The 25,627-nt window shown below is 74.0% G+C and carries 19 protein-coding genes; 10 read left to right on the forward strand and 9 right to left on the reverse strand.

From position 1 onward, the window contains the following. Positions 1-517: 517 nt before the first annotated feature. Positions 518-1,900: an MFS transporter gene (locus ACIBBD_RS03915; protein ID WP_399417683.1), complete on the forward strand. Its 1,383-nt coding sequence runs from the start codon at positions 518-520 to the stop codon at positions 1,898-1,900. Positions 1,901-1,948: 48 nt separating this feature from the next. Here ACIBBD_RS03915 and ACIBBD_RS03920 read toward each other — a convergent pair whose 3' ends face one another. The 4 genes from ACIBBD_RS03920 to ACIBBD_RS03935 all read right to left on the reverse strand — a co-directional run bounded on the left by ACIBBD_RS03920 (position 1,949) and on the right by ACIBBD_RS03935 (position 6,476). Beyond that, positions 1,949-3,922: a helix-turn-helix domain-containing protein gene (locus tag ACIBBD_RS03920; protein WP_399417684.1), complete on the reverse strand. Its 1,974-nt coding sequence runs from the start codon at positions 3,920-3,922 to the stop codon at positions 1,949-1,951. 76 nt (positions 3,923-3,998) lie between these two features. Then, positions 3,999-4,799, reverse strand: coding sequence for a 3-hydroxybutyrate dehydrogenase (locus ACIBBD_RS03925; RefSeq protein ID WP_399417685.1), 801 nt, complete (start codon positions 4,797-4,799; stop codon positions 3,999-4,001). 54 nt (positions 4,800-4,853) lie between these two features. Continuing rightward, positions 4,854-5,333 carry an NUDIX hydrolase gene (locus ACIBBD_RS03930; RefSeq protein WP_399417686.1) on the reverse strand — a complete coding sequence of 160 codons (480 nt, stop codon included), beginning with the start codon at positions 5,331-5,333 and terminating at the stop codon, positions 4,854-4,856. A gap of 108 nt (positions 5,334-5,441) precedes the next feature. Continuing rightward, complete coding sequence (locus ACIBBD_RS03935) at positions 5,442-6,476, reverse strand: helix-turn-helix domain-containing protein (RefSeq protein WP_399417687.1); 1,035 nt, start codon at positions 6,474-6,476, stop codon at positions 5,442-5,444. Between the two features lie 96 nt (positions 6,477-6,572). Here ACIBBD_RS03935 and ACIBBD_RS03940 point away from each other — a divergent pair, with 96 nt between their 5' ends. From ACIBBD_RS03940 to ACIBBD_RS03950, 3 genes are read left to right on the forward strand one after another with little or no spacing between them, the layout of a single operon-like run. Beyond that, entirely contained in the window at positions 6,573-7,469 is an 897-nt protein-coding gene (locus ACIBBD_RS03940; protein WP_399417688.1) for an alpha/beta hydrolase, read from the forward strand. Then, complete coding sequence (locus tag ACIBBD_RS03945; RefSeq protein WP_399417689.1) at positions 7,453-9,363, forward strand: ABC transporter ATP-binding protein; 1,911 nt, start codon at positions 7,453-7,455, stop codon at positions 9,361-9,363. The genes ACIBBD_RS03940 and ACIBBD_RS03945 overlap by 17 nt, the downstream gene beginning before the upstream one ends. Further along, a complete protein-coding gene (locus tag ACIBBD_RS03950) occupies positions 9,360-11,078 on the forward strand; it encodes an ABC transporter ATP-binding protein (protein WP_399417690.1) in 1,719 nt (572 codons plus the stop codon). The genes ACIBBD_RS03945 and ACIBBD_RS03950 overlap by 4 nt, the downstream gene beginning before the upstream one ends. Before the next feature lie 147 nt (positions 11,079-11,225). Here the strand turns inward: ACIBBD_RS03950 and lnt are convergent, their stop codons facing one another. Then, a complete protein-coding gene (lnt, locus tag ACIBBD_RS03955) occupies positions 11,226-12,824 on the reverse strand; it encodes an apolipoprotein N-acyltransferase (protein ID WP_399417691.1) in 1,599 nt (532 codons plus the stop codon). Positions 12,825-13,096: 272 nt separating this feature from the next. Here lnt and ACIBBD_RS03960 point away from each other — a divergent pair, with 272 nt between their 5' ends. Further along, positions 13,097-14,092 carry an O-antigen ligase family protein gene (locus ACIBBD_RS03960; protein ID WP_399417692.1) on the forward strand — a complete coding sequence of 332 codons (996 nt, stop codon included), beginning with the start codon at positions 13,097-13,099 and terminating at the stop codon, positions 14,090-14,092. A 12-nt stretch (positions 14,093-14,104) separates the two neighbouring features. Here ACIBBD_RS03960 and ACIBBD_RS03965 read toward each other — a convergent pair whose 3' ends face one another. Together ACIBBD_RS03965 and ACIBBD_RS03970 are read right to left on the reverse strand one after the other, a co-directional pair. Beyond that, positions 14,105-14,653 carry a hypothetical protein gene (locus ACIBBD_RS03965; protein WP_399417693.1) on the reverse strand — a complete coding sequence of 183 codons (549 nt, stop codon included), beginning with the start codon at positions 14,651-14,653 and terminating at the stop codon, positions 14,105-14,107. Between the two features lie 106 nt (positions 14,654-14,759). Next, positions 14,760-15,545, reverse strand: coding sequence for a glutamate racemase (locus ACIBBD_RS03970; protein WP_399417694.1), 786 nt, complete (start codon positions 15,543-15,545; stop codon positions 14,760-14,762). Between the two features lie 39 nt (positions 15,546-15,584). Between ACIBBD_RS03970 and ACIBBD_RS03975 the strand changes: the two genes are divergently transcribed. Next, complete coding sequence (locus ACIBBD_RS03975; protein WP_399417695.1) at positions 15,585-16,778, forward strand: glycosyltransferase; 1,194 nt, start codon at positions 15,585-15,587, stop codon at positions 16,776-16,778. Positions 16,779-16,792: 14 nt separating this feature from the next. Here ACIBBD_RS03975 and ACIBBD_RS03980 read toward each other — a convergent pair whose 3' ends face one another. Then, positions 16,793-18,067, reverse strand: a complete 1,275-nt coding sequence (locus ACIBBD_RS03980; protein ID WP_399417696.1) for a TerD family protein — start codon at positions 18,065-18,067, stop codon at positions 16,793-16,795. Positions 18,068-18,363: 296 nt separating this feature from the next. Here ACIBBD_RS03980 and ACIBBD_RS03985 point away from each other — a divergent pair, with 296 nt between their 5' ends. The 4 genes from ACIBBD_RS03985 to ACIBBD_RS04000 all read left to right on the forward strand — a co-directional run bounded on the left by ACIBBD_RS03985 (position 18,364) and on the right by ACIBBD_RS04000 (position 23,117). Continuing rightward, positions 18,364-18,795 (forward strand): DUF6643 family protein, encoded by a 432-nt coding sequence (locus ACIBBD_RS03985; RefSeq protein ID WP_399417697.1) that lies wholly within the window; start codon positions 18,364-18,366, stop codon positions 18,793-18,795. 42 nt (positions 18,796-18,837) lie between these two features. Next, the gene (locus ACIBBD_RS03990; RefSeq protein ID WP_399417698.1) at positions 18,838-19,662 is read left to right on the forward strand and encodes an MOSC domain-containing protein; all 825 of its coding nucleotides are present in this window, start codon (positions 18,838-18,840) and stop codon (positions 19,660-19,662) included. A gap of 181 nt (positions 19,663-19,843) precedes the next feature. After that, complete coding sequence (locus tag ACIBBD_RS03995; RefSeq protein WP_399417699.1) at positions 19,844-20,449, forward strand: hypothetical protein; 606 nt, start codon at positions 19,844-19,846, stop codon at positions 20,447-20,449. 229 nt (positions 20,450-20,678) lie between these two features. Further along, positions 20,679-23,117 (forward strand): right-handed parallel beta-helix repeat-containing protein, encoded by a 2,439-nt coding sequence (locus ACIBBD_RS04000; RefSeq protein ID WP_399417700.1) that lies wholly within the window; start codon positions 20,679-20,681, stop codon positions 23,115-23,117. A 104-nt stretch (positions 23,118-23,221) separates the two neighbouring features. Here ACIBBD_RS04000 and ACIBBD_RS04005 read toward each other — a convergent pair whose 3' ends face one another. Continuing rightward, entirely contained in the window at positions 23,222-25,597 is a 2,376-nt protein-coding gene (locus tag ACIBBD_RS04005; protein WP_399417701.1) for a hypothetical protein, read from the reverse strand. Between the last annotated feature and the right edge of the window lie 30 nt (positions 25,598-25,627).

The raw sequence follows: 25,627 nt of genomic DNA on the forward strand, positions 1-25,627 counted from the left end.
CACATGGCCGGCGACACACCACGAGCGCCGGCGTACGCATCACCGGCGCGACGGGGGAACGACGTGAAGCGCGCGCGTCTCACCCGCTCGGGGGCGCGCACGGTGCCCCTCGGGCGCGCCGGTCCAACCGGACGGCGCCGGGGTCCGCGACGAACGGCTCACGGACGAAGCCTGACGGGCCCGGAGCAAGCGTCCTGATCAGGACGCTTGCTCCGGGCCCGTCGAGGAGGCGATGTCCGGCAGCATGACCCGGTCCCGCTCCCGCCATTCGCTCAGCGCCGAACCAGCACGGGAGTCAGCACCGCACCTCGGAAGCGTGCCCCGACAGCGCACCCCGGACAGCCCCTCCTTCACAGCTCTGTCGAGGCCGCGAAGAAGCCCTTGCCGCTACCCATGGTGGGCGCGCGCACCCTCACCCCCGAAACTATGGTGTCCCACCACATACGCCTGTGACCTGCGCCTTCCTACGGTGTGGCGACACGCAAACGTCCCCGTCGAACGTCAGGAAGTGGTGTCGATGTCGTCGCCCGCGACCGCCCCGCCAGCCCCGTCCAACCTCAAGCGCATCGTCGCCGCCAGCCTCATCGGCACCACCATCGAGTGGTACGACTTCTTCCTCTACGGCTCCGCAGCCGCCCTCGTCTTCAACAAGCTGTTCTTCCCGGACTCCGACCCGCTCGTCGGCACGCTGCTGTCCTTCCTGACCTACGCCGTCGGGTTCGCCGCGCGGCCGATCGGCGCGCTCGTCTTCGGGCACTACGGGGACCGGCTCGGCCGCAAGAAGTTGCTGGTGCTGAGTCTGCTGCTGATGGGAGGGGCGACCTTCGCGATCGGGCTGCTGCCCACCCACGCCACCATCGGGACCGCCGCGCCGGTGCTGCTGACCCTGCTGCGTCTGGTGCAGGGCTTCGCGCTCGGTGGCGAGTGGGGCGGGGCCGTACTGCTGGTGTCCGAGCACGGCGACGCGCGGCGGCGGGGGTTCTGGGCCTCGTGGCCGCAGACCGGGGCCCCGGCGGGGCAGTTGCTCGCGACCGGTGTGCTGTCGCTGCTCACCGCCGTGCTGTCGGACTCGGCCTTCGGCAGCTGGGGCTGGCGGATCCCGTTCCTGCTCTCGGGTGTGCTGGTGATCGTCGGCCTGTGGATCCGGCTCTCCGTGGACGAGTCGCCCGTCTTCCGGCAGGCGCTGGCGCAGGCCGAGGCCCGCAAGGCGACGCAGGCGGCCACCGAGAAGCTGCCGCTCGTGGCCGTGCTGCGCCACCACTGGCGTGACGTGCTGGTCGCCATGGGCGCGCGGATGGCGGAGAACATCTCCTACTACGTGATCACCGCGTTCATCCTCGTGTACGCGACGACCTCGGCAGGCGTCTCCAAGCAGACCGCCCTCAACGCCGTACTGATCGCCTCCGCCGTGCACTTCGCCGTGATCCCGGCCTGGGGCGCGCTGTCGGACCGGATCGGGCGACGTCCCGTGTACCTGCTGGGCGCGGTCGGCGTGGGTCTGTGGATGTTCCCCTTCTTCGCGCTCGTCGACAAGGCAGGCTTCGGGAGCCTCGTCCTCGCCGTGACCGTCGGTCTGGTGCTGCACGGGGCGATGTACGCGCCCCAGGCCGCCTTCTTCTCCGAGATGTTCGCGACCCGGATGCGCTACTCCGGCGCCTCCATCGGCGCCCAGTTCGCCTCGGTCGCGGCGGGTGCGCCGGCGCCCCTCATCGCCACCGCGCTGCTGGCCGACTACGACAGCTCCACGCCGATCGCCCTGTACGTGATCGCCGCGTCCCTGCTCACGGTCGTCGCCGTGGGCGTGGCCAAGGAGACCCGCCACCGCGACCTGAGCGACATCGATCCCTCCGCCGACGCGGAGCGGGCGACGTCCCCGGCCGCTGACGCCCGCGTCGTCTGACCGGGTCGTCCGCACCGGCCCCCGTACGCCGACCGGCGCGTACGGGGGTCAGCTCGGTATCGGGGCCGCCAGCCGGTGCAGTCTCAGGGCGAGTTGGATCTCCAGGGCGCGGGCGGGACTGTGCCAGTCGCCGCCCAGGAGACGGCCGACGCGCTCCAGGCGCTGGGCCACCGTGTTGACGTGGACGTGGAGTTCGTCCTTGGTGCGGGCCGGGCTCATCCCGCAGGCGAAGTACGCCTCGAGGGTGCGCACCAGATCGGTGCCGCGCCGTTCGTCGTAGGCGACGACCTGGCCGATGGTGCGGTCCACGAAGCCCGCCACGTCCCGGTCCCCGGCCAGCAACAGCCCGAGGAAGCCGAAGTCCTCGGCGGCCGCTCCGTCGCCGGAGCGGCCCAGCAGCCGCAGGGCGTCCAGGCAGCGGCGGCCCTCCTCGTAGGCGGCGACCACCGCGTCCGGGCGGACGGTGAGGTCGCGGACGGGTGCGGAGGCGCCGACGGTGACGGCCTCGTGGACGGCGGTGCCGAGGTGGCGGGCCGTACGGCGGGCCACCTCAGTCGCGGTGTCGCCCGGTTCGAGCGGCAGCAGCAGGACGGTGCCGCCGTCGCGGGCGGCGGCCAGGCCGTGGCGGGTGGCGGCGAGGTGGGAGGCGGCGGACCACAGGCGCCGACGGGCGGCCGCCTCCTGGTCGGCGTCGGCCGCGGCGGCGTCCAGGCGCGCGGCGAGGACGACGTGGGTGGCGTCCAGGTCGGCGTGGAGCCGGGAGGCGCGCTCGCGCAGCAGGCGCGGGTCGCGGTCTCGGGCGTCGAGGAGGTCGTCCAGCAGCTCGCCGCGCACGCGCTGTTCGGCCTCCGCCGCGGAACGCCGGGCGAGCAGCAGCAGGGAGGTCACCATCGCGGCGCGTTCGAAGGTGCGCTGGTCGACGGGGTCGAGGTCGGGGTGGCCGCGCAGGACGAGGGCGCCGAGCAGTTCGCCGCCGGCGGCGACGGCGGCGATCCAGTCGTCCGCGTGCCGCACCGCGTGCCCTTCGGCGCGGGAGGTCTCCAGGGCACCGGCGGGTGCGGTGGCGGCTTCGGTGAACTCGACCGTTCCGTCGAGGACTTCGGAGACCGCGGCCGCCACGTCGTGGACCCCGCCGCCGCGCAGGACGAGTTCGGCGAGCCGGTCGTGGACGTCGGAGGCACGTTCGATGACCGCGCTGCGGTCCTGGATGATCTCGTGGGCGCGCTCCAGGCCGGCCAGGGCCGAGCGGGTCTCGGTGAGCAGGTTGGCGGTGTCGATGGCGGCCGCGGCCAGCGCGGCGAAGGAGCCGAGCAGCGCGATCTGCTCCCGCTCGAAGACCCGCGCGCGCCGGTCGGCGGCGAACAGCACCCCGATGACGTTCGCCCCCAGGGTCAGCGGGACGCCGAGGATGGCCACCAGGCCCTCGTCGTGGACGCCCGCGTCGATGGCCGCCGTGTGCCGGAAGCGGTCGTCGCGGAAGTAGTCGTCGGTGACGTACGGGCGGGCGGTCTGGGCGACCAGGCCGCCGAGCCCCTCCCCCATCCCGAGGCGCAACTGCTGGAAGCGGGCGGCGACCGAGCCCTCGGTGACCCTCATGTAGGTGTCGCCCCGGTCCGGGTCGTTCAGGCTGAGGTAGGCGACGTCCGTGCCGAGCAGCGAGCGGGCCCGCTGCACGATCGCCTGCAGGACGGCGTCCACGTCGCGCAGGCCCGCCAGGTCGTGGGCGGTCTCGAAAAGCGCCGACAGCTCGGCCTCCCGGCGTCGGCGGCCCTCCAGTTCCGAGCGCACCCGCAGCGCGAGCAGCTTGGCGCGTTCGAGCGCCGCGACCCGCTCGGCGGGGCGTCCCTCGGCCCGCGCGCGCAGCACCGGACGCTCGTACGCCTCGGCGGCCGCGCCCCGGGCGAGCAACTCGAGGTACGGCGTCTCGGCGCCGTCGTGAGCACCCGGGGTCGCCTCGACGCGCACGGGCGCCTCGGCATCGCTGACGGAGCGCTCGACGGGCTCCACGTGATCGCGGGACATGCTCACAGGATTCCTCATGACCGGGCCGGCCCGTCGGCCCTGTGGAAAACTCCGGATGCGCCGGGCGGCGGACCGCTCAGTGCGCGGTCCAGCCGCCGTCGAGGACGAGTGAGGTGCCGGTCACGAAGGACGCCTGCGGTCCGCACAGGTACGCGACGGCCTCGGCGACCTCCTCCGGCTCGATGAGCCGCTTGACGGCGCTGTCCCGCAGGAGCACCTCGGCCAGCACGCGTTCCTCGGGCAGGCCGTGTGCCCGCGCCTGGTCGGCGAGCTGTTTCTCCACCAGAGGGGTGCGCACATAGGCGGGGTTCACACAGTTGGAGGTCACGCCGTGCGGGGCGCCTTCGAGGGCGGCGGTCTTGGACAGGCCCTCCAGCCCGTGTTTGGCGGCCACGTACGCCGACTTGTAGGCCGAGGCGCGCAGCCCGTGGACGGAGGAGACGTTGACGATGCGGCCCCATCCCTGCCCGTACATGTGGGGCAGGGCGCCGCGGATGAGCCGGAACGGCGCCTCGAGCATCACGGTGAGCACCGTGTGGAAGACGTCGGGCGGGAACTCCTCGAGGGGCCGTACGAGTTGCAGCCCGGCGTTGTTGACGAGGACGTCGGTGCCCGCGGCGGCGTGTTCGGCGGCGTCGAGGTCCGTCAGGTCCAGGACGTGCGGCTCGACGGCGCCCGGCAGGCCGGCGGAGCTCTCGGCGAGCGCCTCCAGGCCCGGGGCGTCCCGGTCGACCGCCCGCACCTTGGCCCCGGCGGCCGCCAGCCGCAGCGCGCAGGCGCGGCCGATGCCGCCGGCGGCGCCGGTGACGAGGGCGGTGCGACCGCCGAGGTCGAACGAGGGGGCGTGGGGACCCGGGGCGGCGGGGGGCGTGGTCATGACTCGACCCTAGGCAGCGCCCGGCCTCCGCCCCATGTGGTCACACCCCACAGTTCATTCGAGGCTCGTGGTTTCGAACCACGTGGGTTCGTCGGACAGCGCCTGCTTGATGCGGAAGAGCTGCCGTTCGTGCATCACCGGCAGGGCGTCCACCTCGAACCAGCCGACCTCGACGGACTCGTCGTCGTTGACCCGTGCCTCGCCCCCGACGGCCCGGCAGCGGAAGGTGATGTCCATGAACTGGCACCGGTCGCCGTTCGGGTACTCGACCTGCCTGCCGGAGCGCACCATGACGACCCGCTCGGGCACGCAGTGCACGCCCGCCTCCTCGTACACCTCCCGCACGGCGCAGTCGGCGGGCTGCTCGCCCGGCTCCGGGATGGCCGTGATGACGGTCCACTGGTGGTTGTCCGCACGCTGTCCCAGCAGCACCCGGCCCTCGTCGTCGAAGACGACGGCGCTGACGCCGGGGAGCCAGAGCAGTTGGTGGCCCGCGGTGGCCCGGATCTCACGGATGAAGTCAGGAGTCGCCATGCCCCGACCCTAACCGGACCGGTCTTCCTCGCGCGGAGGCACGTGGAGGGGCACACGAAGAGGTACGCCCGGGCAGCAGAGGCGACCGGGCTCAGGTGCGCCGCGACGTCACTGTCTGAACAGCTGCCACGCCGTGAGGGCGAGCCTCGCCCGGATCAGACCGGTCGGCTCGGTCAGTTCGAAGCCCAGGGTCTTCGCGATCTGCTCCAGCCGGCGGGCGACGCTGCTGTGGTGCAGGTGGAGGAGTTCGGCGGCCCGGCGCAGGGAGCCGGTGGCGCAGTAGGTGTCCAGTGTCTCCAGGTCCTCCGGGTTGCCGGCGACCAGGGCGATCGCGGCGACGTCGGCGTTGTCCCGCGCAACGTCCGGTGGCACCAGGGCGAGCAGGGCCAGCGCGCCCAGGCCGTCGTAGTGGACGACCGGTTCGCGCGGCGTGGCGAAGCGCAGGGCGGTGCGGGCCTCCTGCCACGAACGGTCGGGACTCTCCGCGGCGCCGATGCCCGCGTGGACGCCCGCCGGGAACCGGGTCGGGTCCACGGTGGTGGCCAGGACGACGCCCACGTCGGCGAGCGGTGCCGCCTTCACCGGACGGGCCGGGCAGAGCAGGCCGGCGACCTGGTCGAGCGGGAGCGGTGAGCGGACGGCGACGACGCGGACCGGCAGGTCGGCGGCGAAACCCAGGAGCCGGAGGGCCCGGGCTCTGGCCGTCTCGTCGCTGTCGGGGCTGATGACGAGTTCGACGAGGGCGGGGTCGGCCATGGTGGTGCGGGCCGGCCCGTAGCGCTCGGCGACGGCCGCGGCGGCGATCGCGAGCCGGTCGAGGAGCACGTCGTCGAGGGAGCCGGGCGGGCCGGGGCGCTCCAGCCACACCTCGCCGATCTCCTCGTCGTCGAGGGTGATCGGCACCGTGGTGGACGCGGGTGACGGCGGGGTGGACGACGCCCGGCCGTCGGGCGAGACGCGGATCGCCTGCCCGGTGCCGTGGAGCCGGATGCCGGCCACGCACTCGGCCAGGCCCGCCGAGGCCCGCGCCAGCGCCGCGAGGTCCACCCGTCGGCGCATCAGCGCGTCGTAGAACGCGACGACACGGACCGCGCCCTGGACGTGCGAGTCCAGCTGCGACAGTCGTTCGGCCAGTGCCTCCATGGCAGCAGCATAGGCGCCGATCGGTGCGCGATCAGGGGGAGTTGCCCGACGGATGGCGGATGACCACCGGGGCCGGCGAGGGTGACGATGACCGGCATGGATCCCGAACTCGAAGCATTCACGACCCTGCTCCCCCGTGTCGACCTGTCCGACCCGGTCGCCTACCGCAGGATGTACGCCGAGCTGACCGCCGCCAGGCCGGCACCGGACATCTCGGGACTGGTCGTCGAGGACCGCACGGTGTCCGCCGATCCGGACGTGCGGGTACGGATCTACCGCCCCCACCAGGCGCAGGGTGCGGTCGTCTGGCTGCACGGCGGCGCCTGGGTCGTCGGTGACCTGGACACCGAAGAGCACTGGGCCGTCCCCATCGCGGAGCTCTCCGGCGCCGTGGTGATCAGCGTCGACTACCGCCTGGCACCCGAGCACCGCTTCCCGGCGGCCCTGGACGACGTCCACGCCGTGCTGACCTGGGCGCACGAGCACGCCGACGAGCTCGGCATCGACCCGGCCCGGATCGCGGTCGGAGGCCACAGCGCCGGCGGCAACCTCGCGGCCGCCGTGGCCCTGCGGGCCCGCGACCGGCAGGGGCCCCCGATCCGCTTCCAAGTGCTCAACGAGCCCATCCTCGACGACCGGCAGCAGACGTGGTCCGCGCGGAACTTCACCGACACGCCCTGGAACACGCGCGCCGTACGCGCCGCGGCGTTGGCGCACTACCTGGGCGACCAGCCCGCCACGCCGTACGCCGCGCCGGCGCGGGCCGACGACCTGTCCGGTCTCCCACCGGCCTACATCGCCACCGCGGAGTTCGATCCGAACCGCGACGAAGCCATCGACTACGCGCTGCGCCTGCTCCAGGCGGGCGTGTCGGTCGAGCTGCACCAGTGGCCCGGCACCTTCCACGGGTCGCTGGCGATCCAGTCCGCCGAGGTCTCGCAGCGGCAAGTCGCCGCGCTCTGTGCCGTACTGCGCCGTGCCCTCGCCGAGTGAGGTCGTGGCGGCCGACGACGGCCCGGACCGCGACGCCGTCGACGAAGAGAGGAGAGCGATGACCACCACCGGCTCCGCCCGCGTGCGGGAGCAGGTCGCACCACCGCCGCACGCCGCCGCCGCGGCACCCGGCATAAGACGGCTGCTGCGCCCGCATGCGCGGACCTTCGCGGCCGTCGTGATCCTTCAGGTGATCGGTGGGCTCGCGGGCCTGGCCCCGCTGCTGGCGGTCGTGGAACTGGGGCGCACCCTGCTCCAGCCCGGACCGGTCGACCGCGACCACGTCTGGACGGTCGTGATCGCGGGCGTGGCGGGCCTGTTCGTCCGTCTGGTGTTCTCGGCCGCGTCGTCCGGCATCGGCCACCTCCTCGACACCACGGTGCAGTTGGCGTTCCGCCGGCAACTGGCCGCCCAGCTGGGGCGCGTACCGATGGGCTGGCTCTCCCGGCGCCGGACCGGCGAACTGGCCAAGGTGGTCGGCGAGGACGTCAGCGCCGTCCATCCGTTCATCGCCCACACCCCCGGTGAGCTCGTCTCCGCCTTCGTGGTGCCGCTGGCGTCGCTGGTCTACCTCTTCACCATCGACTGGCGGCTCACGCTGATCACGCTGGCACCGGTGGTGCTGGCCGTGGCGTTGGTCCCCCTCATGATGACCCCGGCCCGGCTGCGCGAGCAGGAGGAGTTCGACGCGGCGATGGGCCGGATCTCGAGTGCGGTCGTCGAGTTCGTCCAGGGGATCTCGGTGGTCAAGGCGTTCGGCGGGTCCCGGCGCGCCCATCACCGGTTCCGCACGGCCGCGGACGACTTCGTCGACACCTTCGACCGGTGGGTGCACGGCATCTCCAGGATCGCCGCGGGGATGCAGCTCGTGCTGTCGCCGCCGTTCGTTCTGCTGGTCGTGCTCGTCGGCGGCGCGGCCCTCGTCACGGACGGCGAGATGGCCCCGGCCGACCTGCTGCCCTTCCTGCTGCTCGGCCTGGGCCTGACCGCTCCGGTGGCGGCCCTCGGGCACGGCTTCGACGACCTGCAGGCCGCGCGGCGCGCGGTCGGCCGGATCCGGGAGGTGCTGGAGGTGGAGCCGCTGCCGGAGCCAGCGCGGCCGGTCGCACCCCGAGGGCACCGCGTCGAGCTGCGTGACGTGCGCTTCGGATACGAAGCCGATCACGAGGTGCTGCGCGGGATCGACCTCGTCCTGGAGCCGGGGACGGTCACCGCGCTCGTCGGGCCGTCGGGAAGCGGGAAGTCGACGCTGGTCCAGCTGCTGCCGCGGTTCTTCGACCCCACCCACGGTTCGGTCCTGCTGGGCGGGGTCGACCTGCGCGAGCTGAGCGGCCGCGAGCTCTACCGGACGGTCTCCTTCGTCTTCCAGGACGTCCGGCTGCTGCGCGCGTCGGTCGCGGACAACATCGCGCTGGCGGTACCGCACGCCGGCCGCGAGGACGTGATCCGCGCGGCCCGGCTGGCGAACCTGCACGAGCGGATCCTCGAACTGCCCCGCGGGTACGACTCGGTGATCGGTGAGGACGCCGGCCTGTCCGGTGGCGAGGCACAGCGGATCGCGATCGCCCGCGCACTGCTCACCGACGCACCCGTTCTGGTGCTCGACGAGGCGACCGCCTTCGCGGACCCGCAGACCGAACGGGCGGTGCGCCGGGCCCTGACGACGTGGCAGGGCGACCGCACCCTCCTGGTCATCGCGCACCGCCTGGAGACGATCACCGACGCCGACACCGTCGTGATGCTGGAGAACGGCTCGATCGTCGAGCGCGGCAGGCCCGCCGACCTGCTCGCACGCGACGGAAGGTTCGCCGCGTTCCGGCGGTCCCATCGACTGGCAGTCGCCGACGACCCCGAGATCCACGGCGGCGTGACGCGAGGAGACGATGCCCGATGATCCGCGTGCTGCTGCGCGTGCTGGGAGACGAGCACGCCCGGCCACTACGGCGCACCGTGGCCCTGATGACGACGACCGCGGTGGCCGAGGGGCTGTCCTACGCGCTGCTGGTACCCGTGCTGCGGGCACTGTTCGGGGACACGCCCGAGGACGCCTGGCCCTGGCTGATCGCGTTCGCAAGCGCCTTCCTGGTCTACGCGGCGCTTCGCTACCTCAGTGACCTGTCCGGCTTCCACGTCGGCACGGCGCTGTTGCGCGGCCTGTACCACCGTCTCGGCGATCACCTGGCCCGACTGCCCATCGGCTGGTACAGCGCGGGCCGCCTCGGCGAGGTGTCCGTCCTGGCGAGTCGCGGCGTCCTGGAGGCGATGAGCGTCATCGCGCATCTGCTGGCGCCGTCCGTCTCCGCCTGCGTGACACCCCTGACGATCGTCGCCGTCATGCTGGTGTTCGACTGGCAGATGGGGCTGGCCGCCCTGGCCGCCGTACCGGTGGTGGCGGCGATCCAGGTCTGGACGGGACGCTCGACGGCCGCCGAGGACGCGCAGCGCGAGGAACGCGACCACGAGGCCACGGGGCGGGTCATCGAGTTCCTCCAGGCCCAGCCGGTGCTGCGCGCCGGCGGCCGGACCACCGAACGCTTCCGGCTGCTCGACGACGCGCTCCAGGAGATCCGGCGCGCCTCCCGTCGCGCCGCGCTGTCGGCGCTTCCCGCAGTGGTGGGCCTGACCCTCACGGTGCAGGCGATGTTCACCGCATTGCTGGTCCTCGGCGCCTACCTCGCGCTCGACGGGGACATCGGTGTGGCGGAGCTCCTGACGATCCTGGTGCTGGGCGCGCGCTGCGCCGATCCGCTGCTGTCGCTGACGGACCTCGCCGGCAGACTCCGCGGTGCGCGCTCCGTGCTGGTGCGGCTCGACACGGTCCTGCGCACCGAGCCGCTGCCGGAAGCCGCCGAACCCGTCCGGCCCGCACACCACGACCTGGAGTTCGACTCCGTCGTCTTCCGGCAGGGCGACCGCACGGTGATCGACAGCGCCTCGCTGCGCGTCCCCGAGGGACAGCGACTCGCCGTCGTCGGGCCGTCGGGGGCGGGCAAGAGCACCTTGCTGCACCTGCTCGCGCGCTTCTACGACGTGGACGCGGGCGCGGTACGCGTGGGAGGCGTGGACGTGCGCGCGATCGACCCGGAGGTGCTGATGGCGCGGATCGCCATCGTCTTCCAGAACGTCTACCTCTTCGACGGCACGATCGAGGAGAACGTACGTCTCGGCCGCCCCGACGCCACCGAGGCCGAGGTGCGGGCGGCGGCCGCCGCGGCCCGGCTGGACGAGGTGGTGGAGCGGCTGCCCGGCGGGTGGGGCACGCACGTCGGCGAGGGTGGCGCGCTGCTGTCGGGCGGTGAACGCCAGCGTGTCTCGATCGCCCGGGCACTGCTGAAGGACGCGCCCGTCGTGCTGCTGGACGAGGTGACCTCCGCACTGGACCCCGTGAACGAGGCGGCCGTCCACGAGGGCATCGAGCGCCTGATGGCGGGCCGGACGGTGGTGATGGTCGCCCACCGGATGCGGACCGTCCGACGTGCCGACCGCATCGTCTTCCTGGACGGCGGCCGGGTCGTGGAGGAGGGCACCCACGAGGAACTGCTGCGGCGTGGGGGCCGCTACGCCGACTTCTGGAGCATCTCGCGCACGCCGGTCCGGGGTGGTGGCTGATGCGGTCGGCCGCGGACTTCGTCCGTCCGGACAGCGGCGCGGGGCGCGGGGCCGGCTCGTCAGCCGGTACGTCCCGGCCAGGGAACGGCACCCGCACCCCCGCGGCCGTCAGGCCGCGGCTGCGGGCCCGGTCCGCCGATCAGGGCCTCACACCCGGCGTGCGCGCATCCCCGCGCCGATCGCCCAGCCCACACCGCCCGCGGCGACGAGCACCAGGGCGATCTCGGGAAGGATCCCGAGGCGCGTCGCGGGCGTCTCCGAGGAGCGCAGCGGCACCTCCTGGACCAGGGAGTCCGCGACGAACATGCCCGTCCTCCGGGTGATCCGTCCGTCCGGCATGATGATCGCGCTGACTCCGCTGGTCACCGGCACGGTGACGGTGCGGCTGTGCTCGACGGCGCGCACGCGGGACATGGCGAGCTGCTGGTAGGTCATCTCGCTGCGGTCGAAGGTGGCGTTGTTGCTGGGCACGGAGATCAGCTGGGCGCCGTGGGTGACGGTGTCGCGCACGGCCCAGTCGAAGGCCGCCTCGTAGCAGGTGGCGAGGCCGACCTCGGTGCCGTCGATGTCGAACACGCCCGGCTCGGTGCCCCGGCTGAAGTCCTGGTGGACCATCGAGGTCCAGTTCTCGTTGATGGCTCCGATGAACGAGCGCAGCGGGAGGTACTCGCCGAACGGCTGGACCTGCCGCTTGTCGTAGGTCTGGGTGGGGCCCTTGGTCGGGTCCCAGAGGATCTGCTCGTTGTAGAGCCTGCCGTCGCGCTCGACGACCCCGCCGACCGAGATGGGGGCCTTGATCGCCTCGGCGGCCTGATCGATGACGACGGCCGCGTCCGGGTTGGCGAAGGGGTCGATGTCGGAGGAGTTCTCGGGCCACAGCACGAAGTCGGGCCGGGGCACCTTGCCCGCCTCGACCTCGGCGGCCAGTCGCTCCGTCTCGCGCGCGTGGTAGTCGAGGACGGCCCGGCGCTGGGAGTTGAAGTCGAGGCCGAGGCGGGGGACGTTGCCCTGGATGGCGGCGACCGTCACGGTGCCGTCCTCCGCCTCGTCGCTCACCAGCGGCCGGGCGGCCACGGCCGCCACGACGGGGACGGCGACGCCGAGCAGGGCCAGGGCGGCGGCCGACCGCCGGATCTCCCGCGTGTGCCGCCGGTCCAGGCCCACGCGGACGACCTCGTACAGGCCGAAACCGCACAGGACGACCGCGAAGCCGAGCACGGGGGTGCCGCCCACCGCGGCGAGCGGGAGGAAGACACCGTCCGCCTGACCGAAGGCGATCTTGCCCCAGGGGAAGCCACGGAAGGGCACGCGCGCGCGTGCCGCCTCGCCGGCGATCCAGACCGCGGCCGCCCACACCGGCCAGGCCGGCAGCTTCGACACGGTGGCGACGCCGACGCCGACCAGCGCGACGAAGAGCGCCTCGATGGCCACGAGGGCGAGCCAGGGACCGGGGCCCACCTCGACGCCCGTCCACACCAGCAGCGGCAGCAGGAAGCCGAGACCGAAGAGGTAGCCGAGACCGAGCGCCGCCTTCCAGCCACGACCGCGCAGCACCCAGCCGAAGAGGGCGAAGGCCGGCAGGGCCAGCCACCACAGGGTGCGCGGCGGGAAGCTGACGTAGAGCAGTACTCCGGAGAGTGCCGCTGCGGCGGCCGGGAGGAGGCGCAGGAGCCGGGCGCCGGGAGACGGCGCGGTGGGGGGCTCCAGCTGGTCCTGCCGGTCCACGGAAGTTGCGGTGACGGTCACTCCGGGAGTGTACGGCGGGTGACCTTTTGGCCGACAGCACGGTCCGCGGGGCGGCCGCCCCGCATCCCGCGCATCCCGGTACGACGCATCCACAAACCGCCCAGCAGCCGTTACGGTGTGCCAGAGCTCCTGTCGCGCGGGGCGTCCGGGGCATGTCACGGTCGGGGGGCGACCGGATTCGGGGGGACGGCGTGGGGTCCACGGGGATGACGTCCGCGGCCGGTCAGGACGCGGACGGGGACAGACGAAACGTTTCTGACGCGGCGGGTGTCATGGTGCTCGGCACCTGCGCCACCTGGTCGCTGATCACCGCGGCCGCGCACGGCGGGCGCCCCGAGGGCGTCCTGCTCGCGGTGCTGGCCGTGGCCGCCGGCTACGCGGCGGGCCGGATCTGCGGAGCGCTGCTGCCCGTCGCCGCGCCCTGCGCGGCGGCGCTGGCCGGGCTCGCCCTGACCACGGCCCCGCCCCGGCTCGCACCCGGGCCGGAGATCGCCGCGCCGCTGGGCCAGGCGGGTGCCACGGCCGCGGTGCTGACCCTGTCGGCCGGTGCCGCGTGCTGCGCCGCCTGGGCCACGCCCGCGCCCGTCCTGCGGTTCGCCCTGCGCGGGCTGGCCGGTGGCATCGCGGTGGCCGGGGCGGCGCTGGGCTCGACGACGGCGGTGGTCACCTGCTGCGGCGTGCTGCTGTGCTCCCTGGCCGCCGGTCGCCTGCGGCACCGGGGCCCGGGCCTCGCGGGACTGGCCGCGGCGGCGGCCACCGTGACGGGCCTGGCCTGGGCGGTCGCCGCAGACGCCGGCGGGCTCGCCGTCTCCCTGGAGGACCGGCTGACCTCCCACCGGGTCGCGTTGTGGCGGGACGCCCTGCACCTGGCACACCACGACGTCGGGCTCGGCGTGGGCCCCGGACGCTTCGGGGAGCTGAGCGCGACGGCCGCGCGGTCGACGCTGTCCGACGGCAAGCCGCACTCCGCCCCGCTGCAGATGGCCGCGGAACAGGGGGTCGTCGGGGTGCTGCTCCTCGCGGCGGCCTTCTGCTGGGTGCTGTTCGCCCTGTGGCGTGCCGCGCGGCCGACGCCGGTCGTGCTCACGGCGGGTGCCGCGCTCACGGCGCTGGCCGCCGTCGCCGCGGTCGGCAACGCCCTGAGTTTCACCACCGTGTCCGTGGGCGCGGGTCTGCTGGCGGGCCTCGCCACGGCCCGCCCGCTCACCGTGGAGCCGACGGCGCCCGAGGTGCCCGCGGCGTTCGAGAGGCAGTCGCGCCCCGCGTGACGGCCGCCCGGGTCAGCGCGCCGCGCCGGGCGTGCCCCGCCGCAGCCGGTCCCTGATGACCTGTACGGCGGACTCGGCGTCGTCCACGGTGATGGTGAACGTGTGGCCGTCCCAGAGCCGCAGCACCACACCCTCACCTCGCCGGACGACGACGGCGGTGCCCTTCTCCGGCCGCCAGCGGTAACCCCAGCCGCCCCAGTGGCGCGGGGTGACGTGCGGTTCGAAGTCGGCTCCGGCGACGTGGGCCAGCGGGATGCGGCGGCGCGGCACACCGATGTGGCCGCAGCGGATCTCCAGGGACTCCCTGTCCAGCTTCAGGTCGACGTGGACGAAGGCGAGGGTGCCGAAGAGGACCAGCAGTCCGGCGGCGATGCAGCCGACGACGGACATGACGAGCGGCGCGGCACCGGACGTCCACGCGGAGTCGACCGCCAGTCGGATGCCGAGCGCCATGCAGGCGGCGCCGACGAGCGCGAGCAGCCACTGGAAGCGGTTGGTGGCGCGGCCGTGCCAGACGTCCGGGTGGGGGGCGTTGTCGGCCTGGGGCTGGTCGTCCCTCATGTTTATGAGACTACTCAGCTTTCGCTCCGCCGGTAGCGCGTCGCGGAGGGTGACTGCGCCGGCCGGACGACGGACGCGACCGGCGGGTCCGGCCGGCGGCCGGCGGTCACCGGGTGGGGCTGACCGCCTGGAGGAGCCGTCCTTCCGCGTAGGCGAGGGCGGGTGCCGGAAGCACGCCCTCCCGGCCGCTGAGCAGCACCGTCACGGTGCCCTTGACCGGGGCCTCGGGCTCCGGGCGGGCGCCGACGCGGCGCAGGGCCTGCGCGGCCACCGCACCGGCCGAGCCGTGCAGGACGAGCGGCGGGCGGCCGGGGCGCTGGACGGCGGCGCGGATGCGTTCGGCGACGAGTTCGTAATGGGTGCAGCCGAGGACGACGGTCGTCACGTCGTCGGGGGTCAGCGCGGCGGCCGCGGCGACGGCGGCGTCGATCGCCGCCTCGTCCGCGTGCTCCACGGCCTCGGCCAGGCCCCAGCAGGGCACCTCGGCGACGGTGACACCGTCGGCGAAGTCCTGGATGAGTCCGCGCTGGTAGGGGCTGCCGGTGGTGGCGGGTGTGGCCCAGATCGCGACCGGGCCGCCGCCGGCCGCGGCCGGCTTGATGGCGGGGACGGTGCCGATCACCGGGATGTCCGGCTCCAGGCGGGCGCGCAGCGTGGACAGGGCGTGCACGGTGGCCGTGTTGCAGCCGACGATGAGGGCGTCGGGGCGATGGGCGGCGGCGGCCTCGGCGACGGCCACCGCGCGCGCGGTGAGATCCTCGGGGGTGCGCGGCCCCCAGGGCATGCCGTCGGGGTCCAGGGACAGCACGAGATCGGCGTCGGGTCGCAGGCGCCGTACCGCGGCGGTGGCCGCCAGCAGCCCGATTCCGGAGTCCATGAGCGCGATCTTCACCCGGCAACCATAGACGATGTGCCCTCACCGCCCGGTCCGGTGGGGCAGACTGCGCGGGTGAGCGCCATCGCGTGGACCGCCGCCGTATCCCTCTCCGCCTGGCTGTGGCTGCTGCTCTGTCAGGGCTTCTTCTGGCGCACGGACGTCCGGCTGCCGCCGCGTCGCGAGCCCGCCGAGTGGCCGTCGGTGTGCGTCGTCGTCCCCGCGCGCGACGAGGCCGCGGTACTGCCGGCGAGTCTGCCGTCGCTGCTCGCGCAGGACTATCCGGGGCGGGCGGAGGTCTTCCTCGTCGACGACGGCAGTTCCGACGGCACCGGGGAACTGGCCGGCGAGCTCGCACGGCGGCACGGCGGACTGCCGCTGACCGTGGCCTCGCCGGGCGAACCGCCCGCGGGCTGGACGGGGAAGCTGTGGGCGGTGCGGCACGGGATCGGCCTGGCCCGCGCGCGTGACCCCGCGTACCTCCTGCTGACGGACGCCGACATCGCGCACGCGCCCGACAGCCTGCGCGAGCTGGTGGCGGCGGCCCGCACCGGGGGCTTCGACGTCGTCTCCCAGATGGCGCGGCTGCGGGTGGAGAGCCTGTGGGAGCGGCTGGTCGTGCCGGCCTTCGTCTACTTCTTCGCCCAGCTGTACCCGTTCCGCCGGATCGGCCGGCGCGGGGCGCGCACGGCGGCCGCGGCGGGCGGCTGTGTGCTGCTGCGTACGGAGACGGCCGGGCGGGCGCGGATCCCGGACGCCATCCGGCACGCCGTCATCGACGACGTGGCGCTCGCCCGGGCCGTGAAGGCGAGCGGCGGTCACGTCTGGCTGGGCCTGGCCGACGGTGTGGACAGCGTGCGCCCCTGTCCGCGGCTGCACGACCTGTGGCGGATGGTGTCGCGCAGCGCCTACGCGCAGCTGCGGCACAACCCGTTCTTGCTGACGGGCACGGTGCTGGGCCTGCTCCTGGTCTACGTGGTGCCGCCGCTCGCCCTCCTCGCCGGGCTCACCGTGGGCGACCCGGCCGCGTCGGCGATCGGCGGCGCCGCGTGGCTGGTGATGACGGGGACGTACGTCCCGATGCTCCGCTACTACCGCCAGCCGCCGTGGCTCGCTCCGCTGCTGCCGTTCACCGCGTTCCTCTATCTGCTGATGACGGTGGATTCCGCGGTGCAGCACCGCCGGGGGCGGGGTGCGGCCTGGAAGGGCCGCACCTACGCGCGCCCGGACGCGGTGGCCGACGAGGGCTGACTCCCGCGAGGGGCCTATTTGCGGCCCGGTGTCCAGTTCATGCCCCAGCCGTAGGCGTGGTCGACGGTCCGCTGCGGGCTGACGCCGCGCTCGGGCACGAGGTAGCGGGCCTCGCGCCGGACGACGAGGTCGCCGCCGGTGTTGGTGATCAGCGCGAGCGCGCACACCGTCGACGGGACGGTGCACTCGTCCAGGGAGAAGTCGACCGGGGCGCCGTGCTGGGGCCGGAGCGTCACCGTGGCGTGCAGGTCGGCGAAGGAGCGGGCGCCCTCGTAGATGGTCACGAAGACGAGGATGCGCCGGAAGTCGTTCCTGTGGTCGAGGTTGATGGTGAGGTTCTCACCGGCGGCCACGGCACCGGTGCGGTCATCGCCGTCGAGGTGGATGTACGGCGGCTGGTGCAGGGCGCCGAAGGCGTTGCCGAGCGACTGGACGACACCCTTGCGGCCGTCGGCCAGTTCGAACAGGGCGCACAGGTCGAGGTCGAGGTCGTTGTGGAGCGCGACGGCCCGGCCGCGCTTGCCGCCCCAGCCCGAGAACTGCTTGCGCACCTCCCAGTTGAGGTTCACGCGCATGGTGCCCGAGGTGCCGCCCTGCTTGGTCAGCGACACCGACGGGGCCGCCTTGGTGAGCGTCACCTTGGTCAGGCGGACCGGTGCGGTGGGCGGTGCCGGAGGCGGGGGCGGGGCCTGGTGGACGGGCGGGGGGACCGCGGCGGGCGTCGTCGGAGGCGGAGAGGGCGACGCGGCGGCCGGGGGCGCCGTGTGCCGCGGTTCGTCGACGGTGATGCCGAAGTCCGCGGCCAGGCCCTCCAGGCCGCTGTCGTAGCCCTGGCCGACGGCGCGGAACTTCCAGGCGCCCTGGCGGCGGTAGAACTCCCCCAGCACGAACGCCGTCTCGACCGTCGCGCCGGTGCTGTCGAACCGGGCGACCACGGTGTTTCGTGCCGCGTCCCGCACCTCGATGGAGAGGTCCGGCACCTGCCCGAACGCGCCGCCGTCGGCCGAGGCGGCGAGGACGACGGTCTCGATCCCGGGCTCCAGGCGCGCGAGGTCGACGAGAAGGGTGTCGCCGACCCGGCCTCCCACCTCCCGCTTGCCCTCGTGGCGGACAGCGCCGGAGGAGTGCGCCGGCTGGTTGTAGAAGACGAAGTCACCGTCGGAACGGACCTTTCCGCCGACGAGCAGCAGCGCGGAGGCGTCCGCGTCGGGCACGCCCGGCCCGGAACGCCAGCCGACCTCGACCCGTAGTGCCGTCGTGGGCACCGGAGCGTTGGATCCCTTCGGCATTGACATGTCCCGCCCCCATCACATGGCTCCGCGCCAGGCCGCGCCCCGGCGCGCATCGGGTTGTGTACCCGTCAACCTATGCGTCGGCACGGCGAACTCCCATCCGCGGCGCACGAACAAGCTGCCGAACCCCCAGTAACCCCTCCGGAACTCGGCCTTTACACGATCGATGCGAGGATTGCCGCCCCTTTTTCCCACGTTCGCTCGCATTGGGGATCCAGCGTCACCGCGGACACGGAAATCAACCCTCTTATCGGTCTCCCCAACCAGCACATCGTGGGCTTAACTTATGTGCCATGACCTCCCCCCGCTCCACCTATGGCGGCGGCTACTACTCCGCCTCCTTCCCGGACACCCCGATCTACGACTCGCTCGTCGCCGAGCGGGGTACCCCGCAGATCGCCCCGATCCGGGTCCCCGCCGAATACGCCACGCCGGGCAGCAGCCTGCCCGCGCTGCCGTCGGCCCTGCCCGCACTGCCGGCGGCCCCGTCCCAGCCCTCCTACGGCTACCCGCAGATGCAGCAGCCAGCCCCGCTGCAGCAGGCCCCTGCGGCCTACATCCCGCCGCAGGCCACCGCGCCGCGCGGCTACCCCGGTCCGCAGGCGCAGCAGCCGCGCCCGGCGGCCCCCGGCACGGGCTACGAGGCGATGCGCCCCGCGGCTCCCCGGCCCGCCGCTCCTCAGTACCAGGACCCGTACAACAACCAGCAGTACCGCGGCTACTGAGCCGACCCGGGGGTCGTCCGTGCCGCCTGGCAGGATGGCCCCATGGGGAATGCGCGGCTGCTGTCGATTCACGTTCATCCGGTCAAGGCGTTCCGGGGCCAGTCGCCCCGGGAGGCCCTCGTGGAGCCCTGGGGGCTGGCCGGAGACCGACGCTGGGCGCTGATCGACGACGGGGGAAAGGTCGTCACGCAACGCCAGCAGCCGCGCCTCGCACTGGCCGCCGCCGAGCTCCTGCCCGACGGCGGCCTCCGGCTGTCCGCGCCCGGACTCGAGCCGCTGACCGTGCGGGTGCCGGAGCCGGTCGGGACGGTCTCGCTGGAGATCTTCCGCGACAAGGTCGAGGGAGTCCTCGCCGACGAGGCCGCGCACGCCTGGTGCAGCGCCCACCTCGGCACCGACGTACGTCTGGTGCACATGGACGACCCCGCGACGCGCCGCCCGGTCGACCCGGAGTACGCGCTGCCCGGCGAGACGGTCACCTTCGCCGACGGCTATCCGCTGCTGGTCACCACCACCGCGTCCCTCGACGCCCTCAACTCCCTGATCGCCCGGGGTGAGCACGCCGCGGAGGGTCCGCTGCCGATGAACCGCTTCCGGCCCAACGTGGTCGTGGCGGGCACCGAGCCGTGGGCCGAGGACGGCTGGTCGCGGCTGACGATCGGCGAGGTCGCCTTCCGCGTCGCCAAGACCTGCGGGCGGTGCGTGGTGACCACGACCGACCAGGCCACCGCCGGCCGCGGCAGGGAACCCCTGTACACCCTGGGCCGGCACCGCCGCCTCGACGGCAAGCTGGTCTTCGGACAGAACCTGGTTCCCCTGTCCCGCGGCACCGTCCGGGTGGGCGATCCGGTCACGGTCGTCGAGTAGTTCCGGCCTACTCCCGGGGACCCGCCGGATGCGGGAACCTCCGCTCGCCCCTTGGCCGTTTGCTCTTCCGGGACGTTCCCGAGGGTCCCGGTCGCGGGTGATCTGGCTCTCTCTTCGACCGGTTCCGGGCGTGAACGGCTCGACGGGGGGTTATCACGGAGCGGAAAGGGGGTGCGGGCCGGTGCGAACGATCGGCGGACTCTGGCGTTGGCGGCACAACCCGCTGCGCCGCACGACGGACCTGGTCGAGGCGTGGGTCGCCCTGTCGGCGCTGCTCCTGATCCTCGTCGTCGCGCCCGTCGCGGGCTCGCTCGTCGGCGCCGCCGCCCAGGACGCGTTGCAGCAGTCGGTCCGCGAACAGCGCGCGTCCCGCCACCACGTCACGGCCACCGTGGTGCGCAGGCTCGACGGTTCGCTGCTGGAGGCGGACCCCGAGAGCTCCTCCGGGCGCGACGCCCGCACCCGGGTGGTCGCCGACTGGACCGCCCCGGACGGCACCGCGCGCCACGGCACGGTCCTGGCGGGTCTCAAGGCGCCGCGGCCCGGCGACCACTTCCCGATATGGACGGACACCCACGGCCGTCTGGTGGCCCGCCCGCTCGACTCCGCCACGGCGACGACACACGCCGTACTCGCCGGGTTCGGCGCCGCCCTGTTCACCGCGGGCGTCGTCGAGGGCGGCCGCCGACTGATCGTCTGGCGCATGGTCCGCCGCCGGTACGCCCGTTGGGACCAGGCATGGGACCGTGCGGGCCCGGACTGGGGCCGTACGGGCACTGGCTGCTGACAGCGTCGCGTCTGTGGTCAACCCACCGCCCGCGCGCACGCTACGGTGGACCGGCCGAAGCATTTGGCATCAACCCGCGCGCGAGGGAGCCGCAGGGGTGCGCCGGTGACGAGAGCGCGAGCACGCCGAGGCCCGAGGAGGCTGAGCGCGGTCGCGGTCCCGACCCCGGTCGCGGCGCCCCACGGCGAACGAGCCATCAGCACGACCGAGGTGGGGGCACAGCAACGCCATGGCACAGGGCACGGTCCAGGTGACGCACACCGGCACATCGCGGTGGCGGCGCCGCACGGGTGAGTACGCATCGCTCGCCGCCGCCCTGGAGGCCGCGGCCGAGGGCGACGTCCTCACCATCGCCCCCGGCACCTACCGGGAGAACCTCGTCGTGCAGCGGGCCGTGACCCTGCGCGGGCCCGAGGGCTCGCCCGGTTCCGTACGCATCGCGCCCGTCGACGGGGTGCCGCTCACCGTGCGCGCCGCCGCGGTCGTCCAGGACCTGCACGTGGAGGGCCAGGACGCGGCCGCGCCCGCCGTGCTCGTCGAGGAGGGCACGCCGGAACTGCTCGACCTGCGGATCGTCACGCGGTCCTCGGCCGGCATCGAGGTACGCGGCGGTGCCCGCCCGACCGTCCGACGGTGCACCGTCGACAACCCGGCCGGCATCGGCATCGCCGTCGTCGACGGCGGCGGCGGTGTCTTCGAGGAGTGCGAGGTCCTCGCGGCCGGACAGGCGGGCGTCGCGGTGCGCGGGGGCGCCCACCCCCGTCTGGAGCGCTGCCGGGTGCACCACGCCTCGGGCACCGGACTGAGCGCGACCGGCGACAACTCGGCGCTGGAAGCGGTGGGCTGCGAGGTCTACGAGATCCGCGGCAGCGGCGTCCAGATCACCGCCCGGGCCACCGCGCACCTCATCGACTGCGACGTCCACCGCACCACCGCCGACGGCGTCACCCTCGACACCGACGCCGTCCTCACCCTGGCCGACTGCCGGATCCACGACATCCCGGAGAACGCGGTCGACCTGCGCTCCCGCTCCGTTCTGACGCTGACGCGGACGACGGTCCGTCAGTTCGGGCGCAACGGCCTGTCGGTGTGGGACCCCGGCACGCACGTGGACGCCAACCAGTGCGAGATCTCCGACAGCACCGGCGACTACCCGGCCGTCTGGGTCAGCGACGGCGCCACCATGGTGCTGGACTCCTGTCGGGTCCACGACGTGCCGGACGCGCTGTTCGTCCTCGACCGGGGCTCGCGCGCGGACGTCGTCGACAGCGACCTGTCCCAGGTGCGCAACACGGCCGTGTCGGTGAGCGACGGCGCGACCGCCCAACTCGACGACTGCCGCATCCGGGACGCGGCGACCGGCGCCTGGTTCCGCGACCACGGCAGCGGCGGCACCCTCAACAACTGCACCCTGGACGCCACCCAGACCGGCGTGATCGTCACCAAGGGCGCCGACCCCACCGTCGAGCGCTGCACGGTCGACTCCCCCGCCGAAGCCGGCTTCTACGTCTCCGCCGGGGGCCGCGGCACCTTCCTGAATTGCCGGGTGACGAACAGCGGCGGCTACGGCTTCCACGTGATAGACGGCTGCCGTACGACGCTGCGCAAGTGCCGCACCGAGCGCTGCGCGCGCGGTGGCTACGAGTTCGCGGACGGCGGCGCGGACGCGACGGCCGGGTCGGGTCCCGTGATCGAGGACTGCACGAGCGACGAGAGCGCGGGCCTGCGCACCTCGGCGGCGGCGCGGGAGACGGCCGTGCAGACGACACCGCCGGCGGCGGGGTTCTTCGGCGCGGTTCCCGAGCAGCGCACCGGCGTACCGGAGGGGGCGCCGTCGGCCACGGCCGAGAAGCCGGTGCGGACCTCGAAGGACGTCCTCGGTGAACTCGACACGCTGGTGGGCCTGGAGAGCGTCAAGCGCGAGGTGCGGGCGCTGACCGACATGATCGAGGTGGGCCGGCGCCGGCAGCAGGCGGGGCTGAAGGCGGCGTCCGTCAAGCGCCACCTGGTCTTCACCGGTTCCCCCGGCACCGGCAAGACGACGGTCGCGCGCCTGTACGGCGAGATCCTCGCCGCGCTGGACGTCCTGGAGAAGGGCCATCTCGTCGAGGTGTCCCGTGTCGACCTGGTCGGCGAGCACATCGGTTCCACCGCCATCCGCACCCAGGAGGCCTTCGAGCGGGCCCGGGGCGGTGTCCTGTTCATCGACGAGGCGTACGCCCTGTCGCCGGAGGACGCCGGGCGCGACTTCGGCAAGGAGGCCATCGACACGCTCGTGAAGCTGATGGAGGACCACCGGGACGCCGTCGTCGTGATCGTCGCCGGATACACCGCCGAGATGGAGCGGTTCCTGTCGGTGAACCCCGGTGTGGCGTCCCGGTTCTCCCGGACCATCACCTTCGGCGACTACGGCCCCGAGGAGCTGCTGCGGATCGTGGAGCAGCAGGCCGAGGAGCACGAGTACCGGCTGGCACCGGGCGCCGCCGAGGCGCTGCTGAAGTACTTCACGGAGATCCCCAAGGGCCCGGCCTTCGGCAACGGCCGTACCGCGCGCCAGACGTTCGAGGCGATGGTGGAGCGGCACGCGAGCCGGGTCGCGCAGGTCGCCGAGCCGAGCACGGACGACCTGACGCTGCTGTTCGCGGAGGACCTGCCGGAGCTGCCCTAGGTGTGCCGGCCCCGCGTGACCGGCCCCGCGGGGTCACCGCGCCCAGGGCCGGTCCGGCGGATCGTGCCGCGGGCGCGGTGCTTGCCACGCCCGTACGGGGTGGGTCACCGCCGGTCCCCCGCGCTCCGCTCCGCGGGTCGGGCCCGGCCGGGTGGGTCGCCGCCCTGCGCGGGGACCACGGAAGACAGCCGCACCAGTAACCGCTCGCGTTCCTCGGCGAACGCCGGGTCCGCCTGGTAGTCGGAGTGGCCCAGGACGGGCGCGGGCAGGGGGTGGTGGTCGGTACGGCCGTACTCGAGCGGGTCGGCGAGCGGCTCGCGGTCCACCTCGGGGCCGCAGGCGTCGCCGGACAGCCGGACCGGGCCGCCGATGGGGTCGGTGAGCCGGTAGAGGTTGCGCCAGCAGTCGACGTCCTCGTGCAGGGCGTTCAGCGCGGCCGGACCGAAGTGGGCCGGGAACCAACGGCCGTAGAGGCGCTCGATCGGTGAGCCGTAGGTGAGCAGCGCGACGCGGCCGCGGTCGGAGGCCCTCAGCTGCCAGGCCGCGGCGGCGGCGAGGACGCTGCCCTGGGAGTGGCCGGAGATCACCAGGCGGCCGCCGGTGGCGCGGGTCCAGGTGGCCACGCGCCAGGTCAGGTCGGGTACCGCGCGCTCGGCGTAGCAGGGCGGGGAGAACGGGTGGGCGGCGCGCGGCCAGAAGGTGCCGACGTCCCAGAGGATGCCGATGGTGCGCCGCGCGGAGGCGTCCTTGTAGGCGCGCCTGCCCCAGGTGACGAACAGTATGAAGCCGAGCCCGATGAGCCAGGAGCCGAGGGCGTGGCCGGTCTGGGCGGCGCCCTGGACGAAGGGGTGGGCTCCCTCGGCGGCCCCGGTGGGGGTGGTGCCCGTGACGAAGGCGCCGACCAGGGCGCCCGCGCCGAGGAGGAGGGTCGTGGTGGAGGTGACGGCGACGAGGAGCGGGGCGCGGTCGGTGAGGGTGGCCATCGCGCGGGCGCGGGCGATGCGCTGGGTGCGGGCGGCGTCGCCGGGATCGACGCCGTACTCACGGGCCACCGTCAGGCGCTCGGCCCGTGCCAGGAGCCAGGCGCCGCGGCCGAGCAGACCGACCATGACCAGCAGCACGATCAGCAGCACCGGGATCACGGACGCCTGCCAGGTCAGCAGCACCGGCGGACCGGGCAGGGAGGTGCCGGTGCCGTCCAGCCAGTCGGAGACGCGCTGGGAGACACCGCCGGACATCACACCGCCGAGCGCGCAGGCCAGCATCGCGACGGCGGGTCCGCCCAAGCCCCGCAGCGCGGCGCGTCCTTCCGGGTCGCGGGCGGAGCGGCGGTGGAGGACGGAGGCGACGACGGCCAGGGCGATCACCAGGGCGCCCTGTGTCAGGGCGATCCCGCCGAAGGTCAGGTCGCCCGGGAGCCGTCCGGCCGACTCCCAGCCGGGGCGCTGCCAGCCGGCGTACACCAGGGTGAGGGCGAGCAGGGCGAGGCAGGTCAGGGGCAGGTGTCGTACGAGGCGGGCGTCGAGTCGGCGGTCGAGGCGGTGTTCGCTGCGGCCCCGGCGGCACACCACCCAGACCGTGGCGAGCGCGCCGGCGGCCAGGGCGGTCTCCAGGAGCCAGCCGAGGGCGTCGAGGAGGGCGGGGCCGCCCGGTCGGCGGTCCTCGCGGGCGGCGGCCGTGCCGACCGCGGCGGCCACGGTGAGCAGGCCGGCCGCGGTGTGGGCCGCGCGCAGCCGGGCCACCAGGCGGCGCCCGTACCAGAAGCCGGGACGGCCCAGGGCGGTGTGGCCGAGCACGTCCTCCGGCTCGTGCCTGCCGTCCGGGGGCTCCTGGGACTCGTAGGCCCGCCAGGTGCGGTGGGAGAGGTACCACAGGAGGCCGGTGAGGGCGGCCGGGACCAGGGCCGCGAGGGCGAGGCGGCGGCCGGGCAGGGTCCACCAGCCGCCGTCCCTGACCGCGGGCGACAGGAAGCCCAGCCAGGAGTGCCGCCCGGCGCACGAGGGCGTGCCCGCGCACTGCCAGGCCGTCAGGTCGAGGGCGACCTCGCAGGCCGCGGCGACGAGCAGCACGGTCAGGGTCAGACCGGCGAGCCGCACCAACAGGCCGTAGAGACGGACGGTGCGGGTGCGTTCCCTCGCCGCGGGGCGCATCCAGTGGGCGAGGTTGACGACCATGAACGGCAGCAGCAGGAGCCACAGGGCGCGCGTGCCGTTGCCGGAGGTCAGGTTGCACCAGACGTAGGCCTCGGGGACCGGCCGGTCCCGGGGGCCGCCGACGGCGCTGGCGGTCCCGTCGGCGTGGTCGGCGTCCACGTCGTCGGCGCGGCGGAACACGGCGGCCGTGTCGTCGCCGGTGATCCGCACCGTGCGTGGATCGTTCAGCATCTTCTCGGGCGTGGTCCCGCCCACGCCGTGGACCAGCAGTTCCAGGGCGGCTCCGGCCGCCCGGCCGGTGACGGCACGTTCCTGCGCACGTTCCACTGTTCTCGCACTTCCCCCGTGACGCGCTGC

This window comes from Streptomyces sp. NPDC051315, assembly GCF_044455165.1.
Classification (GTDB): Bacteria; Actinomycetota; Actinomycetes; order Streptomycetales; family Streptomycetaceae; genus Streptomyces.

What these genes read in the sequence shown, in the direction of transcription:
- ACIBBD_RS03940 (WP_399417688.1), top strand. Translation starts at nt 6,573, where the DNA reads ATGGATCCCGAACTCGAAGCATTCACGACCCTGCTCCCCCGTGTCGAC.
- ACIBBD_RS03915 (WP_399417683.1), top strand. Translation starts at nt 518, where the DNA reads ATGTCGTCGCCCGCGACCGCCCCGCCAGCCCCGTCCAACCTCAAGCGC.
- ACIBBD_RS03930 (WP_399417686.1), bottom strand. Translation starts at nt 5,333, where the DNA reads ATGGCGACTCCTGACTTCATCCGTGAGATCCGGGCCACCGCGGGCCAC.
- ACIBBD_RS03920 (WP_399417684.1), bottom strand. Translation starts at nt 3,922, where the DNA reads ATGTCCCGCGATCACGTGGAGCCCGTCGAGCGCTCCGTCAGCGATGCC.
- ACIBBD_RS03950 (WP_399417690.1), top strand. Translation starts at nt 9,360, where the DNA reads ATGATCCGCGTGCTGCTGCGCGTGCTGGGAGACGAGCACGCCCGGCCA.
- ACIBBD_RS04000 (WP_399417700.1), top strand. Translation starts at nt 20,679, where the DNA reads ATGGCACAGGGCACGGTCCAGGTGACGCACACCGGCACATCGCGGTGG.
- ACIBBD_RS03985 (WP_399417697.1), top strand. Translation starts at nt 18,364, where the DNA reads ATGACCTCCCCCCGCTCCACCTATGGCGGCGGCTACTACTCCGCCTCC.
- ACIBBD_RS03935 (WP_399417687.1), bottom strand. Translation starts at nt 6,476, where the DNA reads ATGGAGGCACTGGCCGAACGACTGTCGCAGCTGGACTCGCACGTCCAG.
- ACIBBD_RS03960 (WP_399417692.1), top strand. Translation starts at nt 13,097, where the DNA reads ATGGTGCTCGGCACCTGCGCCACCTGGTCGCTGATCACCGCGGCCGCG.
- ACIBBD_RS03990 (WP_399417698.1), top strand. Translation starts at nt 18,838, where the DNA reads ATGGGGAATGCGCGGCTGCTGTCGATTCACGTTCATCCGGTCAAGGCG.
- ACIBBD_RS03965 (WP_399417693.1), bottom strand. Translation starts at nt 14,653, where the DNA reads ATGAGGGACGACCAGCCCCAGGCCGACAACGCCCCCCACCCGGACGTC.
- ACIBBD_RS03980 (WP_399417696.1), bottom strand. Translation starts at nt 18,067, where the DNA reads ATGCCGAAGGGATCCAACGCTCCGGTGCCCACGACGGCACTACGGGTC.
- ACIBBD_RS03925 (WP_399417685.1), bottom strand. Translation starts at nt 4,799, where the DNA reads ATGACCACGCCCCCCGCCGCCCCGGGTCCCCACGCCCCCTCGTTCGAC.